At 72.6% G+C, this 21028-nt stretch carries 19 protein-coding genes and 2 riboswitches; of the genes, 12 read left to right on the top strand and 7 right to left on the bottom strand.

Translation table 11 applies throughout. The annotated features are described in order from the left end of the window. Positions 1-34 precede the first annotated feature (34 nt). The 3 genes from AB0C21_RS16325 to AB0C21_RS16315 all read right to left on the bottom strand — a co-directional run bounded on the left by AB0C21_RS16325 (position 35) and on the right by AB0C21_RS16315 (position 4506). Positions 35-865, bottom strand: a complete 831-nt coding sequence (locus AB0C21_RS16325; RefSeq protein ID WP_500204938.1) for a CHAP domain-containing protein — start codon at positions 863-865, stop codon at positions 35-37. An 8-nt stretch (positions 866-873) separates the two neighbouring features. Then, positions 874-1044, bottom strand: a riboswitch (cyclic di-AMP (ydaO/yuaA leader). 125 nt (positions 1045-1169) lie between these two features. After that, a riboswitch (cyclic di-AMP (ydaO/yuaA leader) is annotated at positions 1170-1368 on the bottom strand. Between the two features lie 498 nt (positions 1369-1866). Continuing rightward, positions 1867-2910: a C40 family peptidase gene (locus AB0C21_RS16320; protein WP_500204937.1), complete on the bottom strand. Its 1044-nt coding sequence runs from the start codon at positions 2908-2910 to the stop codon at positions 1867-1869. A gap of 189 nt (positions 2911-3099) precedes the next feature. After that, positions 3100-4506, bottom strand: coding sequence for an NYN domain-containing protein (locus tag AB0C21_RS16315; protein WP_500204936.1), 1407 nt, complete (start codon positions 4504-4506; stop codon positions 3100-3102). Between the two features lie 161 nt (positions 4507-4667). On the opposite strand from AB0C21_RS16315, the gene AB0C21_RS16310 reads away from it, so the two are divergent. The 3 genes from AB0C21_RS16310 (at position 4668) to AB0C21_RS16300 (ending at position 7666) form a co-directional block, all read left to right on the top strand. Next, the gene (locus AB0C21_RS16310) at positions 4668-6482 is read left to right on the top strand and encodes a DEDD exonuclease domain-containing protein (protein ID WP_500204935.1); all 1815 of its coding nucleotides are present in this window, start codon (positions 4668-4670) and stop codon (positions 6480-6482) included. 39 nt (positions 6483-6521) lie between these two features. Beyond that, a complete protein-coding gene (locus tag AB0C21_RS16305) occupies positions 6522-7271 on the top strand; it encodes a rhomboid family intramembrane serine protease (RefSeq protein ID WP_500204934.1) in 750 nt (249 codons plus the stop codon). A gap of 107 nt (positions 7272-7378) precedes the next feature. Then, positions 7379-7666: an Lrp/AsnC family transcriptional regulator gene (locus tag AB0C21_RS16300; RefSeq protein WP_141577170.1), complete on the top strand. Its 288-nt coding sequence runs from the start codon at positions 7379-7381 to the stop codon at positions 7664-7666. 25 nt (positions 7667-7691) lie between these two features. Here the strand turns inward: AB0C21_RS16300 and AB0C21_RS16295 are convergent, their stop codons facing one another. Both AB0C21_RS16295 and AB0C21_RS16290 read right to left on the bottom strand, forming a co-directional pair. Continuing rightward, positions 7692-8393, bottom strand: coding sequence for a cache domain-containing protein (locus tag AB0C21_RS16295; protein WP_500204933.1), 702 nt, complete (start codon positions 8391-8393; stop codon positions 7692-7694). A gap of 17 nt (positions 8394-8410) precedes the next feature. Beyond that, positions 8411-9127, bottom strand: coding sequence for a FadR/GntR family transcriptional regulator (locus AB0C21_RS16290; protein ID WP_500204932.1), 717 nt, complete (start codon positions 9125-9127; stop codon positions 8411-8413). 79 nt (positions 9128-9206) lie between these two features. Between AB0C21_RS16290 and AB0C21_RS16285 the strand changes: the two genes are divergently transcribed. Genes AB0C21_RS16285 through AB0C21_RS16270 form a run of 4 tightly spaced genes read left to right on the top strand, consistent with a single transcriptional unit; the run spans position 9207 to position 13214 of the window. Then, on the top strand, positions 9207-10238 hold the full coding sequence (locus AB0C21_RS16285) for an ABC transporter ATP-binding protein (protein ID WP_500204931.1): 1032 nt from the start codon (positions 9207-9209) through the stop codon (positions 10236-10238). A gap of 47 nt (positions 10239-10285) precedes the next feature. Then, positions 10286-11494: an ABC transporter substrate-binding protein gene (locus AB0C21_RS16280; RefSeq protein WP_500204930.1), complete on the top strand. Its 1209-nt coding sequence runs from the start codon at positions 10286-10288 to the stop codon at positions 11492-11494. Continuing rightward, on the top strand, positions 11491-12405 hold the full coding sequence (locus AB0C21_RS16275; protein WP_500204929.1) for an ABC transporter permease: 915 nt from the start codon (positions 11491-11493) through the stop codon (positions 12403-12405). The genes AB0C21_RS16280 and AB0C21_RS16275 overlap by 4 nt, the downstream gene beginning before the upstream one ends. After that, entirely contained in the window at positions 12405-13214 is an 810-nt protein-coding gene (locus AB0C21_RS16270) for an ABC transporter permease (protein ID WP_500204928.1), read from the top strand. The genes AB0C21_RS16275 and AB0C21_RS16270 overlap by 1 nt, the downstream gene beginning before the upstream one ends. A 67-nt stretch (positions 13215-13281) precedes the next feature. On the opposite strand, the gene trpD is transcribed toward AB0C21_RS16270, so the two are convergent. Both trpD and AB0C21_RS16260 read right to left on the bottom strand, forming a co-directional pair. After that, positions 13282-14331: an anthranilate phosphoribosyltransferase gene (gene trpD / locus AB0C21_RS16265; protein ID WP_149257430.1), complete on the bottom strand. Its 1050-nt coding sequence runs from the start codon at positions 14329-14331 to the stop codon at positions 13282-13284. Between the two features lie 100 nt (positions 14332-14431). Further along, complete coding sequence (locus AB0C21_RS16260; RefSeq protein WP_149257429.1) at positions 14432-14854, bottom strand: response regulator transcription factor; 423 nt, start codon at positions 14852-14854, stop codon at positions 14432-14434. A gap of 101 nt (positions 14855-14955) precedes the next feature. On the opposite strand from AB0C21_RS16260, the gene ctaE reads away from it, so the two are divergent. From ctaE to AB0C21_RS16235, 5 genes are all read left to right on the top strand, one after another. Continuing rightward, positions 14956-15603 (top strand): aa3-type cytochrome oxidase subunit III, encoded by a 648-nt coding sequence (ctaE, locus tag AB0C21_RS16255; protein ID WP_149257428.1) that lies wholly within the window; start codon positions 14956-14958, stop codon positions 15601-15603. Positions 15604-15643: 40 nt separating this feature from the next. Beyond that, positions 15644-16555, top strand: coding sequence for a cytochrome bc1 complex diheme cytochrome c subunit (gene qcrC, locus AB0C21_RS16250; protein ID WP_149257427.1), 912 nt, complete (start codon positions 15644-15646; stop codon positions 16553-16555). Beyond that, complete coding sequence (qcrA, locus tag AB0C21_RS16245; protein ID WP_500204927.1) at positions 16552-17649, top strand: cytochrome bc1 complex Rieske iron-sulfur subunit; 1098 nt, start codon at positions 16552-16554, stop codon at positions 17647-17649. Before qcrC ends, qcrA begins: the two co-directional genes overlap by 4 nt. Next, positions 17646-19280 carry a cytochrome bc1 complex cytochrome b subunit gene (gene qcrB / locus AB0C21_RS16240; protein ID WP_500204926.1) on the top strand — a complete coding sequence of 545 codons (1635 nt, stop codon included), beginning with the start codon at positions 17646-17648 and terminating at the stop codon, positions 19278-19280. The genes qcrA and qcrB overlap by 4 nt, the downstream gene beginning before the upstream one ends. 82 nt (positions 19281-19362) lie before the next feature. Continuing rightward, complete coding sequence (locus tag AB0C21_RS16235; protein ID WP_500204925.1) at positions 19363-20490, top strand: glycosyltransferase family 4 protein; 1128 nt, start codon at positions 19363-19365, stop codon at positions 20488-20490. Positions 20491-21028 lie beyond the last annotated feature (538 nt).

The following is a 21028-nucleotide window of genomic DNA, read 5'->3' as shown; positions in this document are numbered from 1 at the left end:
CGATCCTATGCAGGACGCGGGGCCAGGGGCGGCATCACGACCGGTAGTCCGGGTAGCCGTAGCCGACGACGTCGTCTGTGGAACGTTCCTTTACGCGGACGGCGTTGTCGGTGTTGCCCTCGACGGCCTCGATCGTGCCGTCGTCGATCTCCTTGACGACCAGGCCGACGTGCCGGATGTCGTCGAAGGACTTGCCGCCGTCCCACGCGTAGAAGACGATCGCGCCGGGCCTCGGCTCGGTGCCCCAGCGCCCGTGCTCCTGGAACCAGCGGGCGTGCGCGACCGTCCAGGCGTCGCTGCCGACCTGGTCGCCGAAGCCGATCTGCTCGCCGACCCAGGAGACGAACATGTCGCACCAGTTCGCGTCGCTGTAGCCGTCGAGGGAGCCGCCGTCGCGCGCGAGCGTCTCGCGCGCGCGGGACGTGGACATGTACCACTCCTGGAACTTGGTCTCGCCGCCGCCGTCCTCCTCGACGCCCACCTGCGAGCGGGCGAGCCTGATGGCCTGCGCGGCGGTGGGCCGCGACTTGCCGGCCGCCCTGGCGGAGGGCCTGCCGGACGACTCGGCCGACGGCCGCTCGGGCCGGGTCTTCTTCGGGGTCTTCGAGGCGCGGGTCCTGGGCTCGCCCTCGGACTTGCGCCTGGACGGGTCGCCGTGCGCCGCCAGGCCGGGGGCCAGGTCGGCCGCGGCGGCGGACCTCACCGGGGCGGAGCCGAACGGCAGGACCGACGCCTGCGCCGTGGCGGCGGCGGTGCCGAGCACGGCGGCGCCGACGACGACGCCGCCGGTCGTCCGCCACGTGATGGAAAGGGGGTGCGGCTTCCGGTGCTTGCCCGGGGCCTTCTTGCGGTGCGCGCGTGGCACGGGGGGTCTCCTCGGCTTCCATGGCGCCTACCGGGTTAGCTGACGGGTTCGGGCGTGGAAGCCGCCCTACGGCCGCGAAGGCAGGCCGATTCACCCCGAAAAGGACACAGTGGGTCCCCGGTTCCGCGTCGGACGCGCGTGCGGGGCACGGCGGTCCGCGGATTCGGCGGTGGCGTGCCCGGGGGCGGGCACACCGGTTCGGATTGGGGGGAGCTCCGGCGGCGGGGGGCGCCTGCGGAGCGAAAGGGGGGTCCGGGGCGTGGTCGCGTGGCGGCCACGCCCCAGGTACCGCTGCGGGATTCTCTCCTTCTCTTCCAGACGCCTACCGGGTTAGCTGACGGGTTCGGGCGTGGAAGTGGCCCTACGGCGGCTCTCGCCGGTGCCCCGGGAGAGACGCGCCGATTCACCCCGGGTGCCGGAATGCCCGTCCGGAAAGACTCTCCGGACTCCGGCGGATATGGGTCCCCGGTTCCGCTCTTCGGCGGATTCGGCGCTGCCGCTGCGATCCTGGGGGCGATATGGGGCCCTGCGCGGAACCTGTCTCCCGCGTGCGAAAGAGCGGCGCCTGATGTTGTGTGCGGACGGCGCCCCGTCTCCGGGGCCGTCCGGGGCCCGCCCCGTGTAGGCCACTGCGGCAGCACGCTCGGCGCCATGCACGCGGCAAGCGTGCGCACGGTGGGGCGGGGGTAGGCCTGGTCTGCGTCGAGACCGTGCGGCGCCTACGGGCGCCGCGGGACGGCACGTGGGGCGTGCCGCCCGGGAGGTGCGGCGCGTGGCTCGCGCCGCCGTCACGCGGGTGCTGGATGCTCCGCGTGGGACCGGGGCGCCTGGGGGGCGCCGCGGGTCCACGGCGTCTGGAGGGCGCCGTGAGTGGTGACAAGGTACCAAAGCCCCAAGAGAAGGCAAACCCCCCCAAAATCAACAACGGACCAGGTCAAGCCCGGTCCGTTGTCGATGAGGGCCCCGTCACACCCGCGCCGCGGGGGTGTCAGGGCGGTGCGTCAGGGGCGCCCGGCGCCGTAGTAGTTGTTCAGGTAGTAGCCGGAGCTGATGTCGCTGATCTTGACGACGTCTCCGGTGTGCGGGGCGTGGATCATCTTGCCGCCGCCCACGTACATGCCCATGTGGCCGAGGTTGCTGAAGAAGACCAGGTCGCCCGGCTGCAGGTCGCTCCTGGCCACCCGCTTCGTCGCGGCGTACTGGGTGTTGGTGGTGCGGGTGACGTTGACCCCCGCGGCGCCCCAGGCCCTCATGGTCAGGCCGGAGCAGTCGTAGGAGTTCGGGCCTGTGGCGCCATAGGAGTAGGGCTTGCCGAGCTGGGCGTAGGCGAAGTCGAGCGCCTTGCGGGCCGAGCCGCTGGCCGGGCCGTTGTAGGTGCCGCCGGTGCCGCCGCCCGGGCGCGACGACGTGCCGCCGCCGAGCCGGCGCAAGAGCGCCTTCTGCTTCTCGACCTGCTTGTCGAGCTCCTGCTTCTGCTTCTTCAGCTCGTCCTGCTTGGACTTCACCTCGTCGTAGGCGGACTTCGCCTGGGCCTGCTCGCGGCGGAGCCGCTGGGCCGTCGCGAGGAACTGGGTGAGCTGGGAGCTGCGCTCGTGCGACAGGTGCGAGAAGACGGCCGCCTGGTCGAGGATCGACTGCGGGTCCTTGCTGCCGACGAAGCCGGTGACGTCGGCCGAGTCACCGTTCTTGTAGGCGGTGGCCGCCATCTGAGCGATCTTGGACCGCTGCTCCTCGAAGCTGGCCTGCTCCTGCTTGCTCGCCTTGGTCGCGGAGTCGAACTTCTTCTTGGCGACCTTGAGCTTCTCGCGGTTCTGGTTGAACTGCTCGACCTTCTGGTCCATCTGCTCGTTGAGCTTGTCGAGCTTCTTCTGGGCCTGCGCCCGGGTCGGCTTGGGCTCGGCGTGCGCCACCACCGGGGAGCAGGTCAGGGAGACCGCCACGGTCAGGCCGGCGACGGCCGCCAGGCGACGGGAGACGCCTCTGCCCGCGGAACCCGCCCTGCGGGCAGGCCGCTGCGCCGGTGCCCCGATGTGATCATTGGCCACGGTCGGTTTCGCCCCTCTCGTCCAACGACGTCAGCGGACGACATTAGCGAGGGGCAACAGCCGTCACAACCGATTCATCACTCTTTGATTGACATCTGCGGACATCATCCACTTTTCGTGACGTGATGATCACGCACCGCGAGGCTTGCCTTATGAGAGCCTTATGACCGCCTTATGGGCGGGCCCGCCTTACGAGCGGCCCAGCCTGCGCAGCAGCAGGGAGGAGGGGCAGGGGCGCGCGCTGGCGCGCCGCGCGGCGTCGGCGACCTCCCGGTCGGACGACACCACGACCACCGACCGGCCCGGCGGCTCCGCCCGCACGAGCTCGCCGATCAGCTCGTCCGCCGTCTGCCCCGGGCGGCTGAACAGCACCCGCACCCCGCGCCGCGCCGCGATGGCGACCGGCGCCTCCAGCTCCGCGCCGTCGAACACGCACGTCACCTCGGCGCGCGTCTGCGCGGCCAGCCCGCCGAGCCCCGACAGCAGCCGGCTGCGCTGGTCGGCCAGCGGCAGCTCCCCGTACCCGGTCTTGGTGACGTTGTAGCCGTCCACCACCAGGTGCACCTGCGGGAGCGTGAGCAGCCGGTCCAGCAGCTGCGGGTCGCTGTCGGACAGGGCCCGGCCGGGCAGCGCGCGGTGCGCCAGCCGGTCCGGCTCCAGCCCGCCGACCGCGTCGGCGGGACGGCCGATGGTGGAGGGCAGGGCCAGCTCCCGGCGGACGCCCTGCGCGGCGTCCACGAGCGCGTCGAGCAGCATCCGCAGCCGGACGTCGTCGACGTTGCGCCCCTCCCGCGCGGCCCGCTTGGCGGCCTCCGCCGCCTCCTCCGCCCGCGCGGCGCGGGCGCGCAGCCTGCGCAGCTCCTTGTCCGCGGCGGCGGTGGACTCGCGCGCGGCGGCGAGCTCGCGGTCGGCGTCGGCGGCGACCGCGAGGGCGCGCTCCTCCGCCGCCCGGTACCGGGTGCGCGCGTCGTGCAGCTTGCGGCGCAGCTCCGCGACCTCGGCCTTGGTCTCGCGCAGCTCGGCGCGCAGCTTGGCCAGCTCGGCGCCGCGGGCGTCGCGGGTCGCGGCCAGCTCGGCCTTCAGCGCGGCGATGCGGCGCTCGGCCTCCTCCTCCTCGGACGCGGTCGCCGAGCGCGCCAGCTCCTCGCGCGCCGATTCGACGAGCGCGGTCCAGCCCGCCGGGCGCAGCAGGTAGGCCAGCACCGCGACGCGCACCGGATCGGCCGCGGGCGGCACGTCTCCGCCCTCGACCACCTCCGCCAGGTCGGCCTGCGCCTCCCGGAGCGGCACGGCGACCCGCCGCCGGAACTCCTCGTCCTTCTCCAGCGCCGCCGCGATGTGCTGGCCCGCGAGCTTGGCGCGCTTGCGGCGCTCGAACCGCGCGAACCGGCGCAGCGGCGGCGGGACCTCGTCGGCGGGCAGCGTCCCGATCAGGTCGGCGGCGACCTCCACCACGCCCTGCCGCACCGCCTCGGGCAGCGGGCGGGCCAGCTTCTCCGCGGGATCCCCGCGGCCGGGGGTCGCTTCGGGGCCGCTGTCGATGATCCCGCTCCTTCCGGGCTGCGCCGCCGGTGGGCTGTGTGTTCCCGAGCGCACCCGCCCTAACCAGGGCGAACGCGTGATCGGACGGATCGCGCCGAACCCTCGGCGGGATGCCTCCCGCCCGTCCCCGCGGCCCCCGACCGGCGGGACGTCCCGGCACCCCCCAACCCTAGCGGCACGAAGTTCTGTCGGTGGGGTCCTCTACGGTCGCGCACATGACGGCTGCGCACGGTGTCCAGGGCCGCGGGGCCCAGGCGCACGGCGTCCAGGGCACCCTGGACGACCTCGGCACCCCGCTCCGCGACGTCACCTTCGTGGTGGTCGACCTCGAGACCACCGGCGGCTCGGCGGCCGACTCGGCCATCACCGAGATCGGCGCGGTGAAGGTGCGCGGGGGAGAGGAGCTCGGCGAGCTCGGCACGCTGGTCGACCCGGGCGGGCCCGTCCCGCCGTTCATCACCGCGCTGACCGGCATCACCACGGCGATGGTGACGGCCGCGCCGCGCATCGAGTCGGTGCTGCCGGCGTTCCTGGAGTTCGCGCGGGGCTGCGTCCTCGTCGCGCACAACGCCTCGTTCGACATCGGGTTCCTCAAGGCCGCGTGCGCCGCGAGCGGCTACGCGTGGCCCGCCTTCCCGGTCGTCGACACCGTCGACCTCGCGCGGCGCGTCCTGTCCCGCGACGAGGTGCCCAACTGCAAGCTCGGCACGCTGGCCCGCTACTTCCGGACGTCCAACGAGCCGACGCACCGGGCCCTCGCCGACGCCCGCGCCACCGTCGAGGTCCTGCACGGCCTGATCGAGCGGCTCGGCTCGTTCGGCGTCACCTCGCTGGAGGAGATGCGCGGCTTCGCCAAGGCGCCCACCCCCGAGCAGCGCCGCAAGCGCCACCTCGCCGACGACGTCCCGTCCACCCCGGGCGTCTACCTGTTCGAGGACCACGCCGGCGAGGTGCTCTACGTGGGCAAGAGCGGCGACCTGCGCTCGCGCGTGCGCAGCTACTTCACCGGCTCGGAGACGCGGTGGCGCGTCCGCGAGATGGTCGGCCTCGCCGAGAACGTCCGCACGATCGTGTGCGCCACCGGGCTGGAGGCCGAGGTCCGCGAGCTGCGGCTGATCGCCGAGCACAAGCCGCGCTACAACCGCCGGTCCAAGTTCCCCGAGCGGGCGATCTGGCTGAAGCTGACCGTGGAGCCGTTCCCGCGGCTGTCCATCGTGCGGGAGTGCCGCGCCGACGGCGCCCGCTACCTCGGGCCGATCTCGTCGCGGCGGCAGGCGGAGGAGGCGCGCGCCGCGCTGCACGAGGCCGTGCCGCTGCGCCAGTGCACCCAGCGGCTGACGCTCCGGCTCATCGAGCGCGGCAAGGCGCGCTCGTGCGCGCTCGCCGAGCTCGGCCGCTGCGGCGCCCCCTGCGACGGCCGCGAGTCCGCCGACGCCTACGCCGTGCACACCGGGACGGCCCGCGCCGTCATGGAGGGCGACGTGCGGCCCGTCGTGGCCGCCGCCCAGGTGCGCATCGACCGGCTCGCCGCCGAGCTGCGCTACGAGGAGGCCGCCGCCCAGCGCGACCGGCTCGCCGCGTTCGTGCGGGCCGCCGCGCGCGGGCAGCGGCTCGCCGCGCTGGCCCGGCTGCCCCAGCTCGTGGCGGCGCGCCCCGCCTTCGACGGCGGCTGGGAGCTGTCGGTCGTGCGGTACGGCCGGCTCGCCGCGGCCGGCACCGTCCCGCCGAACGCCCGGCCCCGCCCCTACGTCGACGCGCTCATCGCGACGGCCGAGACGGTGTTCCCGCCCTCCGGTGAGGCGCCCGGCGGCGTCGCCCTCGGCGCGCCCCCCTCGCAGGGCGCGACCGCCGAGGAGATGGAGTGCGTCCTGCGCTGGCTCGACCTGCCCGGCGTCCGCCTGGTCGAGGTCGACGGCCCGTGGACGTGTCCGGTGCACGGCGCCGAGGGGCTGCGCGAGTGGATCGACAAGGCCTACGACCGGTCGTACGCCCGGCCTGAGGCGGCCCCTCGCGGGCCGCGCCGCCACTAAGGTGACGATGTACACCCGGCAACCGGAGGACGACCCCGCATGGCACTGCCTCTCTACGACAGTCAGCCTGCGCGGCGCATCCCCTGGGTGACGTACCTGCTGATCGCGGTCAACGTGGTCGTCTTCCTGCTCACCCCGATGTCGAACTTCGCCGCCTGGTACGGCAAGGGCGCGGTCCGCGAGTGCAAGGCGACGCACTTCACGTTCGAGTACGGCGCCGTGCCCAAGGAGCTGACCACCGGAGACCAGCAGCCGCTCCCGTCGCAGGTCGTGCACGACTGCGGTCCCTCGAACTTCCGCAAGGCGCCCTGGACGACGGCGTTCACCTCGATGTTCCTGCACTCCAGCGCCCTGCACCTGCTGGGCAACCTGGTCTTCCTGTTCGTCGTCGGCATGGGCGTGGAGGACCGGCTCGGCCGGTGGCGCTACCTGCTCGCCTACCTGGCGTTCGGGCTCGTCGCCGTCTACGGGTTCGCCTGGACGTCGCCCGACGCCACCGTCCCGCTCATCGGCGCGTCCGGCGCGATCGCCGGGGTGATGGGCGCCTACGTGATCCTCAACCCCCGGGGCCGCGTCGTCAGCTGGGTGCCGCCGGTCATCGTGATCCGGCTGCCGGTGTGGGTGGTCCTCGGCTACTGGTTCGTCCTGCAATGGCTGTCCCTCGGGGACGCCAAGAGCAACGTTGCCTACACCGCGCACATCTACGGCTTCGTGGCGGGCGTGGTGTTCGCGCTGCTGGCCCGCCGCGCCGGTCCGGCCCGCCGCCTGGCCGCGCTCAGCCGCGGCTGACCACGGACCCGTCCCGTACGCGCCGGCCCGGCGCGGGCGTCCCCTCGCGGTCGCGCGCCCGGCTTCCCCGGTAGGGTCGGAGCGTCCGATTCTGCGGGGAGGGTGCAGTGGTCACTGCGATCGTGTTCGTCAAGGCCGACGTCGCGCGCATCCACGAGGTGGCCGAGACGATCGCCGCGCTGGACGGCGTCAGCGAGGTGTACTCCATCACCGGCGACCACGACCTCATGGTGATGGTCCGGGTCCGCCGCCACGAGGAGCTCAACGACGTGATCCCGGGCCGCCTCAACAAGGTCCCCGGCATAGTCGGCACCGAGACCCACATCGCGTTCCGCACCTACTCCCAGCACGACCTGGAGCAGGCCTTCGCCCTCGGCCTCCCCGACGCCGACTGACACCGACTGACGGGGCCGGGCGCGGCTAGGGGCCGACCACGAGGGCGATGCGGTCGACGCCGGTTCCGCAGCGGCGGGCGGCGTGGCCGGGCTCCTCGCGGTAGACGGCGCCCGGGGGCCAGCTCGCGGTGTTGGACGCCATGACGCGGCCGGGGGCGTTGACGACGAACGCGGGCGCGGGGATCTCCCGCAGCGCCGGGACGACCTCGTTCTCGAACGTCCGGGCGAACACGTCGGCGGCCGCGACGCCGGCGAACTCCCCGGCGACGCGCACCGGCGCCGACAGGGTGAGGACGTACTCGTCGCTGCACAGGTAGTCGACGTAGGGGCCGCAGACGGTCCTCTCGGCGCCGCCCTCGGGCCCCGTGAACCACTCCCAGGCGGTGTAGTCGTACAGGGCGCTGCTCTCGGGGTTCAGGTCGCGCAGCAGCTGGGACGGCCGCCCGGCCGGGCCGGTCTGCCACCACTCCATGTACCAGGCGGCGTCGGCGAGCAGGCGGGGCGCGGCGATGAAGCCGAGGCCGCAGACCAGCGGGCCGAGCCGCGCGAGCAGCAGCGGGCGCAGCCCGGCGAGGTCGGCGCGGGCGGGGGTGCGGCCGGCGCGGTGGACGTCCTCCAGGCACCGCTCCGTCGCGTCGCGCACCTGCGCCACGGTCGTGAAGACGCCGTCCAGGGTCGCGCGGACGTGTGCCGCCGCCGCGCCGACGGCCGGTGGCTCGGCGGGCATGGGTCCCCCTCGGGGTCTCAGAGTGCGAGCCGTCGTTCAATCAGACGTTCTACCGCATTCGAGACGTGACTTTCAGCGACATCGCGGGCCCGGGCGCCGTCGGCGGCCTCGATCGCGCCGACGAGCGCGGCGTGCTCGGCGCCGACGCCCTCGCGCCGGTCGGGCAGGTCGTGGACGGCCCAGACGAGCGGTCCGATCTCGGCCTGGAGCCGGATCTCCTCCCGGGTGAGCCGGCCGGACTGGGACGCGGCGGCGATCTCCAGGTGGAGCCGGCCGTCCAGCCGGCACATCCCGGCGCCGGAGCCCGCCTCGCCCATCTCCTCCAGCGTCCGGCGCAGCCGCCGGACGTCGCCGGGCAGCGACCGCGCGGCGGCGAGGCGGGCGGCGGCCCCGGCGATGGCGGCGTAGTGGTCGCCGAGATCGCGGAGCTCTTCCGCGCTGAGCGAACGCAGCCGCTCGTCGAGATCGAACGCCCTGGCAGGCGCCCGGACGAAGCTGCCGCCGCCGCGCCCCCGGCGGGTGTCGATGAGCCCCTGCTGACGCAAGGCCATCAGAGCTTCGCGTAGTGTGACCGTTGAAACACCGAGATATGCCGACAGATCGGTCTCACTGGGCAGCTGCTCGCCGTCGCCGAGGAGGCCGAGCGCGATCGCGTCGCTGAGGCGCCGTACCACCGCGTGCACCCGCGCGGTGTTGTCGACGGGAGCGAACACGACGAGGTGCGCGCTGTCCAATGGGCCCCCTCCCGGTGTTGACACAGTGATACCGGAACATCACTTGAACTTAAACCTATGAATCCATATGTTTTCGGTCATGCCGGCTTCAGCGGTGAGGATCCGCGATCTGCGCAAGACCTTCGGCCCCGTCGAGGCGGTGGCGGGAGTCGACCTCGACATCGGGGACGGCGAGTTCTTCTCGATGCTCGGCCCGTCCGGGTCGGGCAAGACGACCGTGCTGCGGCTCATCGCGGGCTTCGAGCGGCCGACGGCCGGCACGATCGAACTCGGCGGCAGGGACGTGACGTCGCTCGCCCCGTTCGACCGTGACGTGAACACCGTCTTCCAGGACTACGCGCTCTTCCCGCACCTGGACGTGCTCCGCAACGTCGAGTACGGCCTCAAGGTGCGGCGGGTGCCGAAGGCGAAGCGCCGCGAGCGGGCGCTGGAGGCGCTGCGCAGCGTCCGGCTCGACGGGATGGAGGCGCGCCGCCCCGCCGAGCTGTCGGGCGGCCAGCGCCAGCGGGTCGCGCTCGCCCGCGCGCTGGTGAACGAGCCGAAGGTGCTGCTGCTCGACGAGCCGCTCGGCGCGCTCGACCTGAAGCTGCGCGAGGAGATGCAGGTCGAGCTGAAGAGCATCCAGCGCAGGGCCGGCATCACCTTCGTCTTCGTCACCCACGACCAGGAGGAGGCGCTGACCCTCAGCGACCGGATCGCGGTGCTCGACCGCGGCCGCGTCCAGCAGGTCGGCACGCCCGCCGAGGTGTACGAGCGTCCCGCCACCGAGTTCGTCGCGGGCTTCGTCGGCACGACCAACCGCATCGGCGAGGTCTGCGTGCGGCCGGAGAAGCTCCACGTCCACGACGGCGGCGCGGACGGCGCGGGCGGGCCGGACGCGGGGGACCGGCAGGCGCTCGGCACGGTCGCCGAGGTCGTCTACGCGGGCGCGGTCACCCGGTTCGTCATCGACCTGGAGTCGGGGGAGCGGGTCGTCGCGCTGGAGCAGAACCTGCGGACCTCCTCCATGGACGTGCTGGGCCGGCGCGGCGCGCGCGTGCGGATCAGCTGGCACGAGGCGCACGAGTTCCGCGTGTCGGGTGCCGGCGCCGCGCCGGCGCGCACCCCTTGAACCACCCCGAAAACCCCCGAAAAAACCCCCACCATAAGGAGTTCCCCATGTGGTCCACGCGCATGGCGCTCGCCACCGCGGCGACGCTGGCGATCGGACTGGCGGCCGCCGCCTGCGGCGGCGACTCGGGCGACAAGGCGACCGGAGCCGGGCAGGGCGGCTTCTCGGTCCCCAAGGTGCCGATGCAGCAGTCGCTCGGCAAGAGCGAGGGCCAGGTCAACCTGGTCGCCTGGGCCGGGTACGCCGAGGACGGCTCCAACGACCCCAAGGTCGACTGGGTCACCCCGTTCGAGAAGCAGACCGGATGCAAGGTCAACACCAAGGTCGCCGGCACGTCCGACGAGATGGTGACCCTCATGAAGACCGGCGAGTACGACGCGGTCTCCGCCTCCGGCGACGCCTCGCTCCGGCTGATCGCCTCCGGGACGGTCGCGCCGGTCAACACCAAGCTCGTGCCCAACTACGCCGACGTGTTCGCCGGGCTGAAGAACAAGCCCTGGAACTCGGTGAACGGCACCTCCTACGGCATCCCGCACGGGCGCGGCGCCAACCTGCTCATGTGGCGCACCGACAAGGTCAAGACCGCCCCCGACTCGTGGGGCGCGGTGTTCGACGCGAACTCCCCGTACAAGGGGAAGATCACCGCCTACGACTCGCCGATCTACATCGCCGACGCCGCGCTCTACCTGATGTCGACCAAGCCCGAGCTCGGCATCAAGAACCCGTACGCGCTCGACCAGAAGCAGTTCGACGCGGCCGTGGAGCTGCTGAAGACCCAGCGCGGGCTCATCGGCGAGTACTGGTCCGACTACACCAAGGAGGTCCAGGCGTTCAAGAGCGGCGACTCGGTCCTCGGCACGACGTGGCAGGTCATCGCGAACCTCGCGCAGGGCGAGAAGGCGCCGGTGAAGGTCACCCTGCCCAAGGAGGGCTCCACCGGCTGGTCGGACACCTGGATGGTCGGCGCGAAGTCCAAGAACCCGAACTGCGCCTACAAGTGGCTGGACTGGATCGTCTCGCCCAAGACGAACGCGCAGGTCGCCGAGTGGTTCGGTGAGGCCCCGGCCAACGCCAAGGCATGCGCGGAGACCGCGGACAAGACGTTCTGCGACACCTTCCACGCCACCGACGAGAGCTACTTCTCCAAGGTGCACTTCTGGACGACGCCGATCGCCCAGTGCCTCGACGGGCGCAAGGACGTCAAGTGCGTCGACTACTCCAAGTGGACCCAGGCGTGGACCACGATCAAGGGATGACCGCTCCCGCCACCGCCGGCGGGAAGGACGGCCGCCCGGCGCCGGGGACCCGGCGCCGGGCGGCGGCCCTGCTGTACCGCCGCCCCCGGCTGCGCCTGTCGCTGCTGCTGTCGGCGCCGCTCGCCTGGCTGGTCGTCGTCTACCTCGGCGCGCTCGCCGCGATCTTCCTGACCGCGTTCTGGACGACCGACGTCTTCACCGGCGAGGTCGTCCGGCAGTTCACGCTCTCCAACTTCCAGACCCTGGTCGACGAGCCGGTGTACCGGACGGTCGCGCTGCGCAGCGTCGCCGTCGCCGTCGCCGTCACCCTCATCGACACCGCCATCGGCTTCCCGATGGCGCTGTACATGGCCAAGGTCGCCAGGCCGCGGTACCGGCCGTACCTGGTGATCGCGATCCTGGCGCCGCTGTGGGCCGCCTACCTCGTCAAGGCGTACGCGTGGCGGGTGATGCTGGCGCAGGGCGGCCTGGTCGACCAGGCGCTCGGGCCGTTCGGGCTGTCCAGCCCCGGCTACGGCCTCACGGCGACCGTGCTGGTGCTGGCCTACCTGTGGCTGCCGTACATGATCCTGCCGGTCTACGCGGGCCTGGAGCGGCTCCCGGACTCGCTGCTGGACGCCTCCGGCGACCTCGGCGCCCGCCCGCTGCGCACGTTCCGCTCCGTCGTGCTGCCGCTGGTGTTCCCCTCGCTGGTGGCCGGGTCGATCTTCACGTTCTCGCTGTCGCTCGGCGACTACATCACCGTGAAGATCGTCGGCGGCCGGAGCCAGCTGCTCGGCAACGTCGTCTACGACAACATCGGCGCCGCCAACAACCTGCCGTTCGCGGCGGCGGTCGCCACGATCCCGGTGGTGGTGATGCTCGGCTACCTCGCCGCGGCCCGCCGCACCGGCGCGCTCAGGGAGCTGTGATGACCCTCTCGCCGGCCGCGCGGATCGCGCTGCGCGTCCTGATGTTCCTCGGCCTCGCCGTCATCTACGTGCCGCTGCTGGTCGTGCTGGTCAACTCCGTCAACGCCGACACCACGTTCGGCTGGCCGCCGTCCGGGTTCACCGGGCGCTGGTGGTCGCAGGCGCTGGACAACGAGGGCGCCCGGCAGGCCGTCCTCACCAGCCTCAAGGCGGGCCTCGGCGCGACGGCCGCCGCGCTCGTGCTCGGCACCATGGCGGCCTTCGCGGTGGCGCGCCACCGGTTCTTCGGGCGCGAGACGGTGTCGCTGGTCGTCGTGCTGCCGATCGCGCTGCCCGGCATCGTCACCGGCATCGCGCTCAGCAACGCCTTCCAGGTCGTGCTGAAGCCGCTCGGGATCGGGCTCGGCCTGTTCACCGTGATCGTCGGGCACGCCACGTTCTGCGTCGTCACGATCTTCAACAACGTGCTCGCCCGGCTGCGGCGCACCGGCACCAGCCTGGAGGAGGCGTCCGCGGACCTCGGCGCCGACACGTTCCAGACGTTCTGGCACGTCACGTTCCCGGCGCTGCGCTCCGCACTGCTCGCCGGGGGCCTGCTGTCGTTCGCGCTGTCCTTCGACGAGATCATCGTGACCACGTTCACCGCGGGGCCGGGCGCCCAGACCCTGCCGATCTGGATCTTCAACAACCTGTTCCGCCCCAACCAGGCCCCGGTCGTCAACGTGCTCGCCGCGGCCCTGATCGTGCTGTCGGTGATCCCGATCTACATCGCGCAGCGGCTGTCGAGCGGCGCGCGCGGCGTCGCGTGAGCGCGGTGCCGCCCGCGTGAGCGCCGTGGGGACGGGGCGAACGCCCGGGTGAAGGCCTGCGCGGGCGTCAGCCGCGCAGGCTCCGGGAGGCGTCGACCCAGCGGTCGAGGAGGGTGGTCGCGGCCCCCGAGTCGACCGCGGCGGCGGCGCGCCCGTAGGCCTCCCGCAGCGTCGCGGTGAGGTCCGCGGCGGGCGGCGCCCCCTCGTAGGCGGTGATGAGCGCGGCGGCGTTCAGCAGCACCATGTCGCGGACGGGCCCCGGCCGCCCCGCGAACGTCTCGCGCGCCACCCGCCCGTTGAAGGCCGCGTCGGCGCCGCGCAGGTCCTCCGGCTTCGCCGGCGGGATCCCGAGGTCGGCCGGGTCGAAGGTCGTCTCCGTCGCCGTCCCGTCGCGGACGACCCACACCGTGGAGGTGCCCGTGGTGGTCAGCTCGTCGAGGCCGTCGTCGCCCCGGAACACCAGCGAGGAGCAGCCGCGCGCGGCGAACACGCCCGCCATCACGCCCGCCATCCGCGGGTGGAACACCCCGACCGCCTGGGCCCGGGGGCGCGCCGGGTTCGTCAGCGGGCCGAGGAAGTTGAAGACCGTGGGCGTGCCCAGCTCGCTGCGGGTGCGCGAGGCGTACTTCAGCGCCGGGTGGTAGAGCGGCGCGAAGCAGAAGGTGATGCCGACCTCGTCGGCGAGCCGCGCGGTGGCCTCGGGGGGCAGGTCGATCGCGACCCCGAGGTGCTCCAGCAGGTCGGCCGCGCCGCAGGACGACGACGCGGCGCGGTTGCCGTGCTTGACGACCCGCACGCCCGACGCGGCCGCGACCACGGCGGCCATCGTGGAGACGTTGACGGTGTGGGCGCGGTCGCCGCCCGTCCCGACGAGGTCGGCGATGTCGCCGGGCACGTCGATGGGGGTGGCGTTGTCCATCATGCCCTCGGCGAGGCCGGTGACCTCCTCGACCGTCTCGCCCTTGGCGCGCAGCGCCACGGCGAACCCCGCGATCTGCACGTCGGTGGCCTCGCCGGACATGATGCTGTTCATGGCCCACGACGTCTCCTCGCTGGACAGCGAGGAGCCCGACACGAGGGCGTTGAGCAGTGCGGGCCAGGTGGTGCGCGCGTCCATGTCGCCTACAGGGTCGTGGTGGCCGGCGTCGTCAGAGGCGATGCCGGAGAAGGGCGGTCGTGGAGGGGCTACGGCGTAGCGGAAGGGCTGCGGCGCAGGGTCACAGGGCCGGGAGGCGGCTCTGGAGCCGCTGCCGCATCAGCCCGGCGAGCGCGTTCGCGAGGGCCATCGGGTCGATCGGCAGCCCCACCACGGCGTCGGCGCGCGACCAGGTGGCGAGCCAGCCGTCGTCGCGGCGGCCGATGATCGCGAGGACGGGCGGGCAGTCGTACACCTCGTCCTTGGCCTGCCGGCACACGCCGAGGCCGCCCGCGGGCTGCGCCTCGCCGTCGACGATCAGGACGTCGACGCCGCCCCGGTCGAGCCGGGCCACGACGGCCGGCTGGGTGGCGCACTCCTCGAACTCGACCTTCGGGAGGTCGGCGGCCGGACGGCGCCCGATCGCCATCCGGATCTCGGCGCGGGTGTTCGCGTCGTCGCTGTAGACGAGGACCTTCATCGGGCTGTCCGGGGCGGTGCTCATGCACGTGAGGGTACCGGGTGCGCGGCGCCCGTGACACGCTCGGGGAACCCTAGATGGGGGGTCATGCGTCACTCACTGGATAGGGGCGCAATAATGCTGGCGTGACAGCATCCGCGATAGAGACAACACCTCACGCACGGGCGAACCGTCCCAATCTGGTCAGCGTGGGGACGATCGTTTGGCTGTCGTCCGAGCTGATGTTCTTCGCGGCCCTGTTCGCGATGTTCTTCACGATCCGCTCTGTGACGATCGGCCAGTCCGGCCCCGACGCGTGGCCGGGCGCCCCGCTGGACCTGCCGCTGTCGGCGGTCAACACGACCATCCTGGTGCTCTCCTCGGTGACCTGCCAGATGGGCGTGTTCAAGGCCGAGGCGGGCAAGGTCGGGCGTGACGGGAGCCTGCTGAACCCGGCCCGCTGGGGCCTGCGCGAGTGGTACGTGCTCTCGTTCCTCATGGGCGCCTACTTCGTCGCCGGCCAGGCCTACGAGTACTCCCAGCTGGTCACCAAGGACGGCCTCACCTTCTCGTCCTCGGCCTACGGCTCGGTCTTCTACCTGGCCACCGGCTTCCACGGCCTGCACGTGATCGGCGGCCTCGTCGCGTTCCTGTTCCTCCTCGGACGCACCTACGCCGCCAAGCGGTGGACGCACGAGCAGGCCACGAGCGCGATCGTCGTCTCGTACTACTGGCACTTCGTCGACGTGGTGTGGATCGGCCTGTTCTCGGTCGTCTACCTGCTCGACGTCTGACCGACCCGACCCACCCGACATGACCCGAACGGGGACTTCCGTGAAAAGGATCACCGCATGGCGACGGCGCCCGTGGGCGGGCTACGCCGTCGTGCTGGCGGCCCTGGCGGCGATCGGCGCGATCTACGCCGGCTTCTCGCCGCGGACTGACCGAGCCGAGGCGCAGACCACCGCCCAGGCGGCGCAGGACCTGAAGAACGGCCAGCAGCTCTTCAACAAGAACTGCGCGAGCTGCCACGGTCTGAACGCCGAGGGCACCAAGGACGCCAAGGGCAACCCGATCGCCCCGAGCCTCATCGGCGTCGGCGCCGCGGCCGTCGACTTCCAGGTCGGCTCGGGCCGCATGCCCGCGGCCAACCCCGGCGCGCAGATACCGCGCAAGACGCCGATCCCCGAGTTCAACATCTCCCTCAAGACCGACTACGAGGAGAAGGAGAAGCGGGAGGCGGCCGAGAAGCAGAAGGCGCAGGCCGAGAAGAACCTGCACGACCTCAGCGCCTACGTCGCCTCGCTCGGCGGCGGTCCGGCGGTCCCCCCGGCGTCGGCCGTGGACCCGAAGACCGGCGACGTCGCGCTCGGCGGGAAGCTGTTCCGCACCAACTGCGCGCAGTGCCACAACTTCACCGGCCAGGGCGGCGCCCTCACCGGTGGCAAGTACGCGCCGTCGCTGTCGAACCCCGACGTCACGCCCACCCAGATGTACGAGGCCATGCTGACCGGGCCGCAGGCGATGCCGGTGTTCAACGACACCACGCTCACGCCGAAGGACAAGCAGGCGATCATCGCCTACCTCGTCCAGACGCGCGAGGAGCCGAACCCCGGCGGTAACGGCCTCGGCCGCATCGGCCCGGTGACCGAGGGGCTGGCCGGCTGGCTGGTCGGCATCGGCCTGCTGGTCCTGGCCGCCATGTGGATCACCGCGAAGAAGCCGAAGAAGCTGAAGAAGTCATGAGCGACGACAACAAGGACACGGCGGGCCGGCCCGGCCCGCGCGAACGTGTGATCGGCACGCCGTCCCCGGCGCGCGAGAAGGCCCTGCTGGCCGAGGACGACATCTCGGCGCCCGCGGGCGTGGGAGAGCAGCTCGACGAGGCGTCGGCCAAGCGCGCCGAGCGGATCGTCGCGACGCTCTTCCTGGTCGCGTTCGCCGCCAGCGTGGCGTTCATCGCCTACTTCATCGGCTGGAGCGGCCGCGACGGCGGCATGCACGGCGTCACCCGGGCCCGCGAGTCCAACCTGTGGCTCGGCGGCCTGATGGCGCTGTCGTTCCTCGCGCTGGCCGTCGGCATCACCATCTGGGTGCGCCGGCTGATGACCAGCAAGCCGATCGTCCAGGAGCGGCACGAGCTGGCCGCCGACGAGGAGACCCGGGCGGCCTTCACCGAGGACTTCCTCGAAGGCGCCGACGACAGCGGCATCACCAAGCGGCCCCTGCTGCGCCGCACGCTGCTGCTGGCCGCCGCGCCGCTCGGCCTGGCCCCGCTGGTGCTGCTGCGCGACCTCGGCCCGCTGCCGGAGAAGCGGCTCCGCCACACCTACTGGGGCGAGGCCGTCAAGAAGGCGCAGGCGGAGGGCAAGAAGGGCGTCCGCCTGGTCGTGGACGGCACCAACAAGCCGCTGCTGGTCAGCGACTTCTCCGCCCCGGGCTCGATGATCACGGTCCTGCCCGAGGGCATCGAGGAGGAGGTCCCCGAGGACCAGGTGCTCACGCAGAACGCCAAGGCGGTCACCATCCTCATCAACGTCCCCGCCGACCAGTTCAAGCCCGCCAAGGGACGCGAGAACTGGCACGTCAACGGGATCGTCGCCTACTCCAAGGTGTGCACGCACGTCGGCTGCCCCGCGGCCCTGTACGAGCAGACCACGCACCACATCCTCTGCCCGTGCCACCAGTCGACCTTCGACGCCACCGACGCGGCGAAGGTCGTCTTCGGGCCGGCGGCCCGGCCGCTGCCCCAGCTGCCGCTGTCGGTGGAGGACGGGTACCTCGTCGCCACGAGCGACTACCACGAACCCGTCGGACCGAGCTTCTGGGAGCGCGGATGAGCGAGGCGACAGCCCCGAAGGCGGTCGAGGCGCCGCTGACGTTCCTCGACGACCGCCTCGGCTCCACCACCTTCTTCAAGCGGAACATGAAGAAGGTCTTTCCGGACCACTGGTCCTTCATGCTGGGCGAGATCGCCCTGTACTCCTTCATCATCCTGCTGCTGACCGGGACGTTCCTGACGCTCTGGTTCCAGCCGAGCATGACGGAGACCGTGTACGAGGGCTCGTACACGAAGCTGCAGGGCGTGAAGATGTCCGAGGCCTACGCCTCGACGCTGCACATCAGCTTCGACGTGCGCGGCGGCCTGCTCATGCGGCAGATCCACCACTGGGCCGCGATCCTGTTCATGGCGTCGATCCTCGCGCACATGCTGCGCGTGTTCTTCACGGGCGCCTACCGCAAGCCGCGCGAGCTGAACTGGCTGATCGGCATCGGCATGTTCACGCTGGGCATGCTGGAGGGCCTGTTCGGTTACTCGCTGCCCGACGACCTGCTGTCCGGCACCGGCCTGCGCATCACGCAGGGCGTCGCGGAGTCGATCCCGGTGGTCGGCACCTACATCTACATGTTCCTGTTCGGCGGCGAGTTCCCCGGCACGGACATCGTCCCGCGCCTGTACATGCTGCACATCCTGCTGATCCCGGGCCTCCTGCTCGGCATGGTCACCGCGCACATGATGATCATGTGGGTGCAGAAGCACACGGCGATGCCGGTCAAGAACCAGAGCGAGCACCAGGTGTACGGCTACCCCTTCTACCCGGTCTTCATGGCCAAGACGGGCGCCTACTTCCTGTTCACCTTCGGCGTCCTCGCGCTGCTCGGGGCGTTCGCCCAGATCAACCCGATCTGGTTGTTCGGGCCGTACGACCCCGGCGCGATCTCCTCGGGGTCCCAGCCCGACTGGTACATGGGCGTCCTCGAAGGCGCGCTGCGCATCATGCCGAACTGGGAGGTCTCCGCCTGGGGCCACACGGTCAGCTTCAACGTGCTGATCCCGGCCCTGGTGCCGCTCGGCATCGTGTTCGGCGGCGCGGCGGCCTGGCCGTTCGTCGAGCAGTGGGTGACCGGCGACAAGCGCCACCACCACGTGAACGACCGGCCGCGCAACGCCCCGGTCCGCACGGCGACGGGCATCGCGGCGGTCACCTTCTACGGGCTGCTGTGGGTCGCCGGCGCCAACGACGTCATCGCGGACAAGTTCCACGTGTCGCTGTTCGCGACGACGTGGTTCTTCCGGGTCGCGTTCTTCCTCGGGCCGATCATCGCGTTCATCGTCACCAAGCGGATCTGCCTGGGCCTGCAGCGCCGGGACGCCGACGTCGTCGGGCACGGCGTGGAGAGCGGCGTGATCCTGATGTCGCCGGACGGGAAGTTCTCCGAGCGGCACGAGGCGCCGCGCGACGAGGAGCGGCACGTCCTGCTCTCCAAGGAGAACGCCCGGCCCGAGGCCCCGGCCCGCGACGCCCGGGGCATCCCGGCGCCCGGCACCAAGGGCCCGATCGGGCACCTGCGCTCGCGCCTCAACCGGGCGTGGACGTTCGACGACATCCCCGTCGAGGAGCACGAGCACCCGCACGGCGAGCAGGCGGAGATCGAGGGCGGCGCCACGTCGCACGAGGTCCGGCACTGATCGTCCGCGCATCCGGGGCCCGCCACCGCATCGCCGGTGGCGGGCCCCTGCGCGTGCCGGACGGCCGGGAGGCCGCCCGGCGATGACCAGGACCCTGTTCGTCACCAACGACTTCCCGCCGCGACCGGGCGGCATCCAGGCGTTCGTGCACGGCCTGGCCGTGCGCCGCCCGCCCGGCTCGGTCGTCGTCTACGCCCCGGCCTGGAAGGGCGCCGCGGAGTTCGACGCGCGGCAGCCGTTCCCGGTCGTCCGGCATCCGGGCTCCCTCATGCTGCCGGAGCCGGGGGTGCTGCGCCGCGCCGCGGACGTGCTGCGCGCGGAGGACTGCGACTCGGTGGTGTTCGGGGCGGCGGCGCCGCTCGGCCTGCTGGCCCCGGCGCTGCGCCGCCGCGGGGCGGAGCGGCTGGTCGGGATCACCCACGGGCACGAGGCGGGCTGGGCGGCGCTGCCGGTGGCGCGGAACCTCCTGGGCCGCATCGGGGACGGCGTCGACGTCCTGACCTACCTCGGCGAGTACACCCGCTCCCGGATGGCGCGCGCGCTGTCGCCCGAGGCGGCGGCGCGGATGGCCCGGCTCGCGCCCGGTGTCGACGAGGCGCTCTTCCACCGGGGCGCGGGCGGCGAGCAGATCCGCGCGCGGCACGGGCTGGCCGGCCGCCCGGTGGCGGTGTGCGTGTCCCGCCTCGTCCCGCGCAAGGGGCAGGACGCCCTCATCCGCGCCTGGCCCCGCGTCCTCAGATGCCTGCCGGACGCCGCCCTGCTCCTCGTCGGCGGCGGGCCTTACCGGGGCGACCTTGAACGCCTCGCCGCGTCCCTCGACGTCGAGCGCTCGGTCGTCTTCACCGGCGGCGTCCCCTGGGAGGAGCTGCCCGCGCACTTCGACGCGGGCGACGTCTTCGCGATGCCCTGCCGCACCCGCCGCCGCGGCCTGGACGTGGAGGGCCTCGGCATCGTGTACCTGGAGGCGTCCGCCACCGGCCTCCCGGTCGTGGCGGGCGACTCGGGCGGCGCCCCCGACGCCGTCCTGGACGGCGAGACGGGCCTCGTGGTGCCGGGCCGCTCCGTCCCCGCCATCGCCGAGGCCGTGACGGGCCTTCTCGAAGACCCGGAGCGGGCCCGCGCCATGGGTGAGAAGGGCCGGGCCTGGATCGAACGGGAGTGGCGGTGGGACGTCCAGGCGAGCCGCCTGGGGAAGCTGCTCACTCCTTGAACGTGACCGCCCCCAGGGCGAGGACCCGCCCCCGCGCCGTAGGCGGGTCCTCGCCCTGGGGGCGGCGGCTCAGCGGCGCCTGAACGCGCCGGATCCGGGAGCGCGTCGTTCCGGGCCCGGGCACCAGAGGGCGCCCGAGCCCGGAACGACGCCGTGGGCTCGCGCCCCGCCCCCGGAGACCTGTTCCACGCGGACCGCCCCTGCCGAGGTGGGGTGGGTGTGATCCGCCGCCGCCCGACCCGGTGCCCTTGCGGGAGAGAACCTGGAGTCGGGCACACCGCGCGGGACGGCCGGCGGGTACGGATCGGGTCCGCGTGGACGGGAGCGCGGGGCACGGCCCCGGCATCCGGCACCGTGGGGCCCGGCCCCGCGACGGTGCCCGACCGCGGACGCGCAGGAGGCGTGGACGGCCCCCGGGGAGATCCCGTGTCGCGGTGATCGTGCCATCGGGGCCCACCTCCTGCCGCTGCTCTGCGTCCGCGGTCGCTGACGTTTCCGAAGCTAGAGCCGTTCGCGGCCCGCCGCCGCGCCATTAATG

Source organism: Spirillospora sp. NPDC049024 (genome assembly GCF_040649235.1).
GTDB lineage: Bacteria > Actinomycetota > Actinomycetes > Streptosporangiales > Streptosporangiaceae > Spirillospora.
Note: the sequence above shows the minus strand (reverse complement) of the source record. Positions and strands in the feature narration are given on the sequence as shown.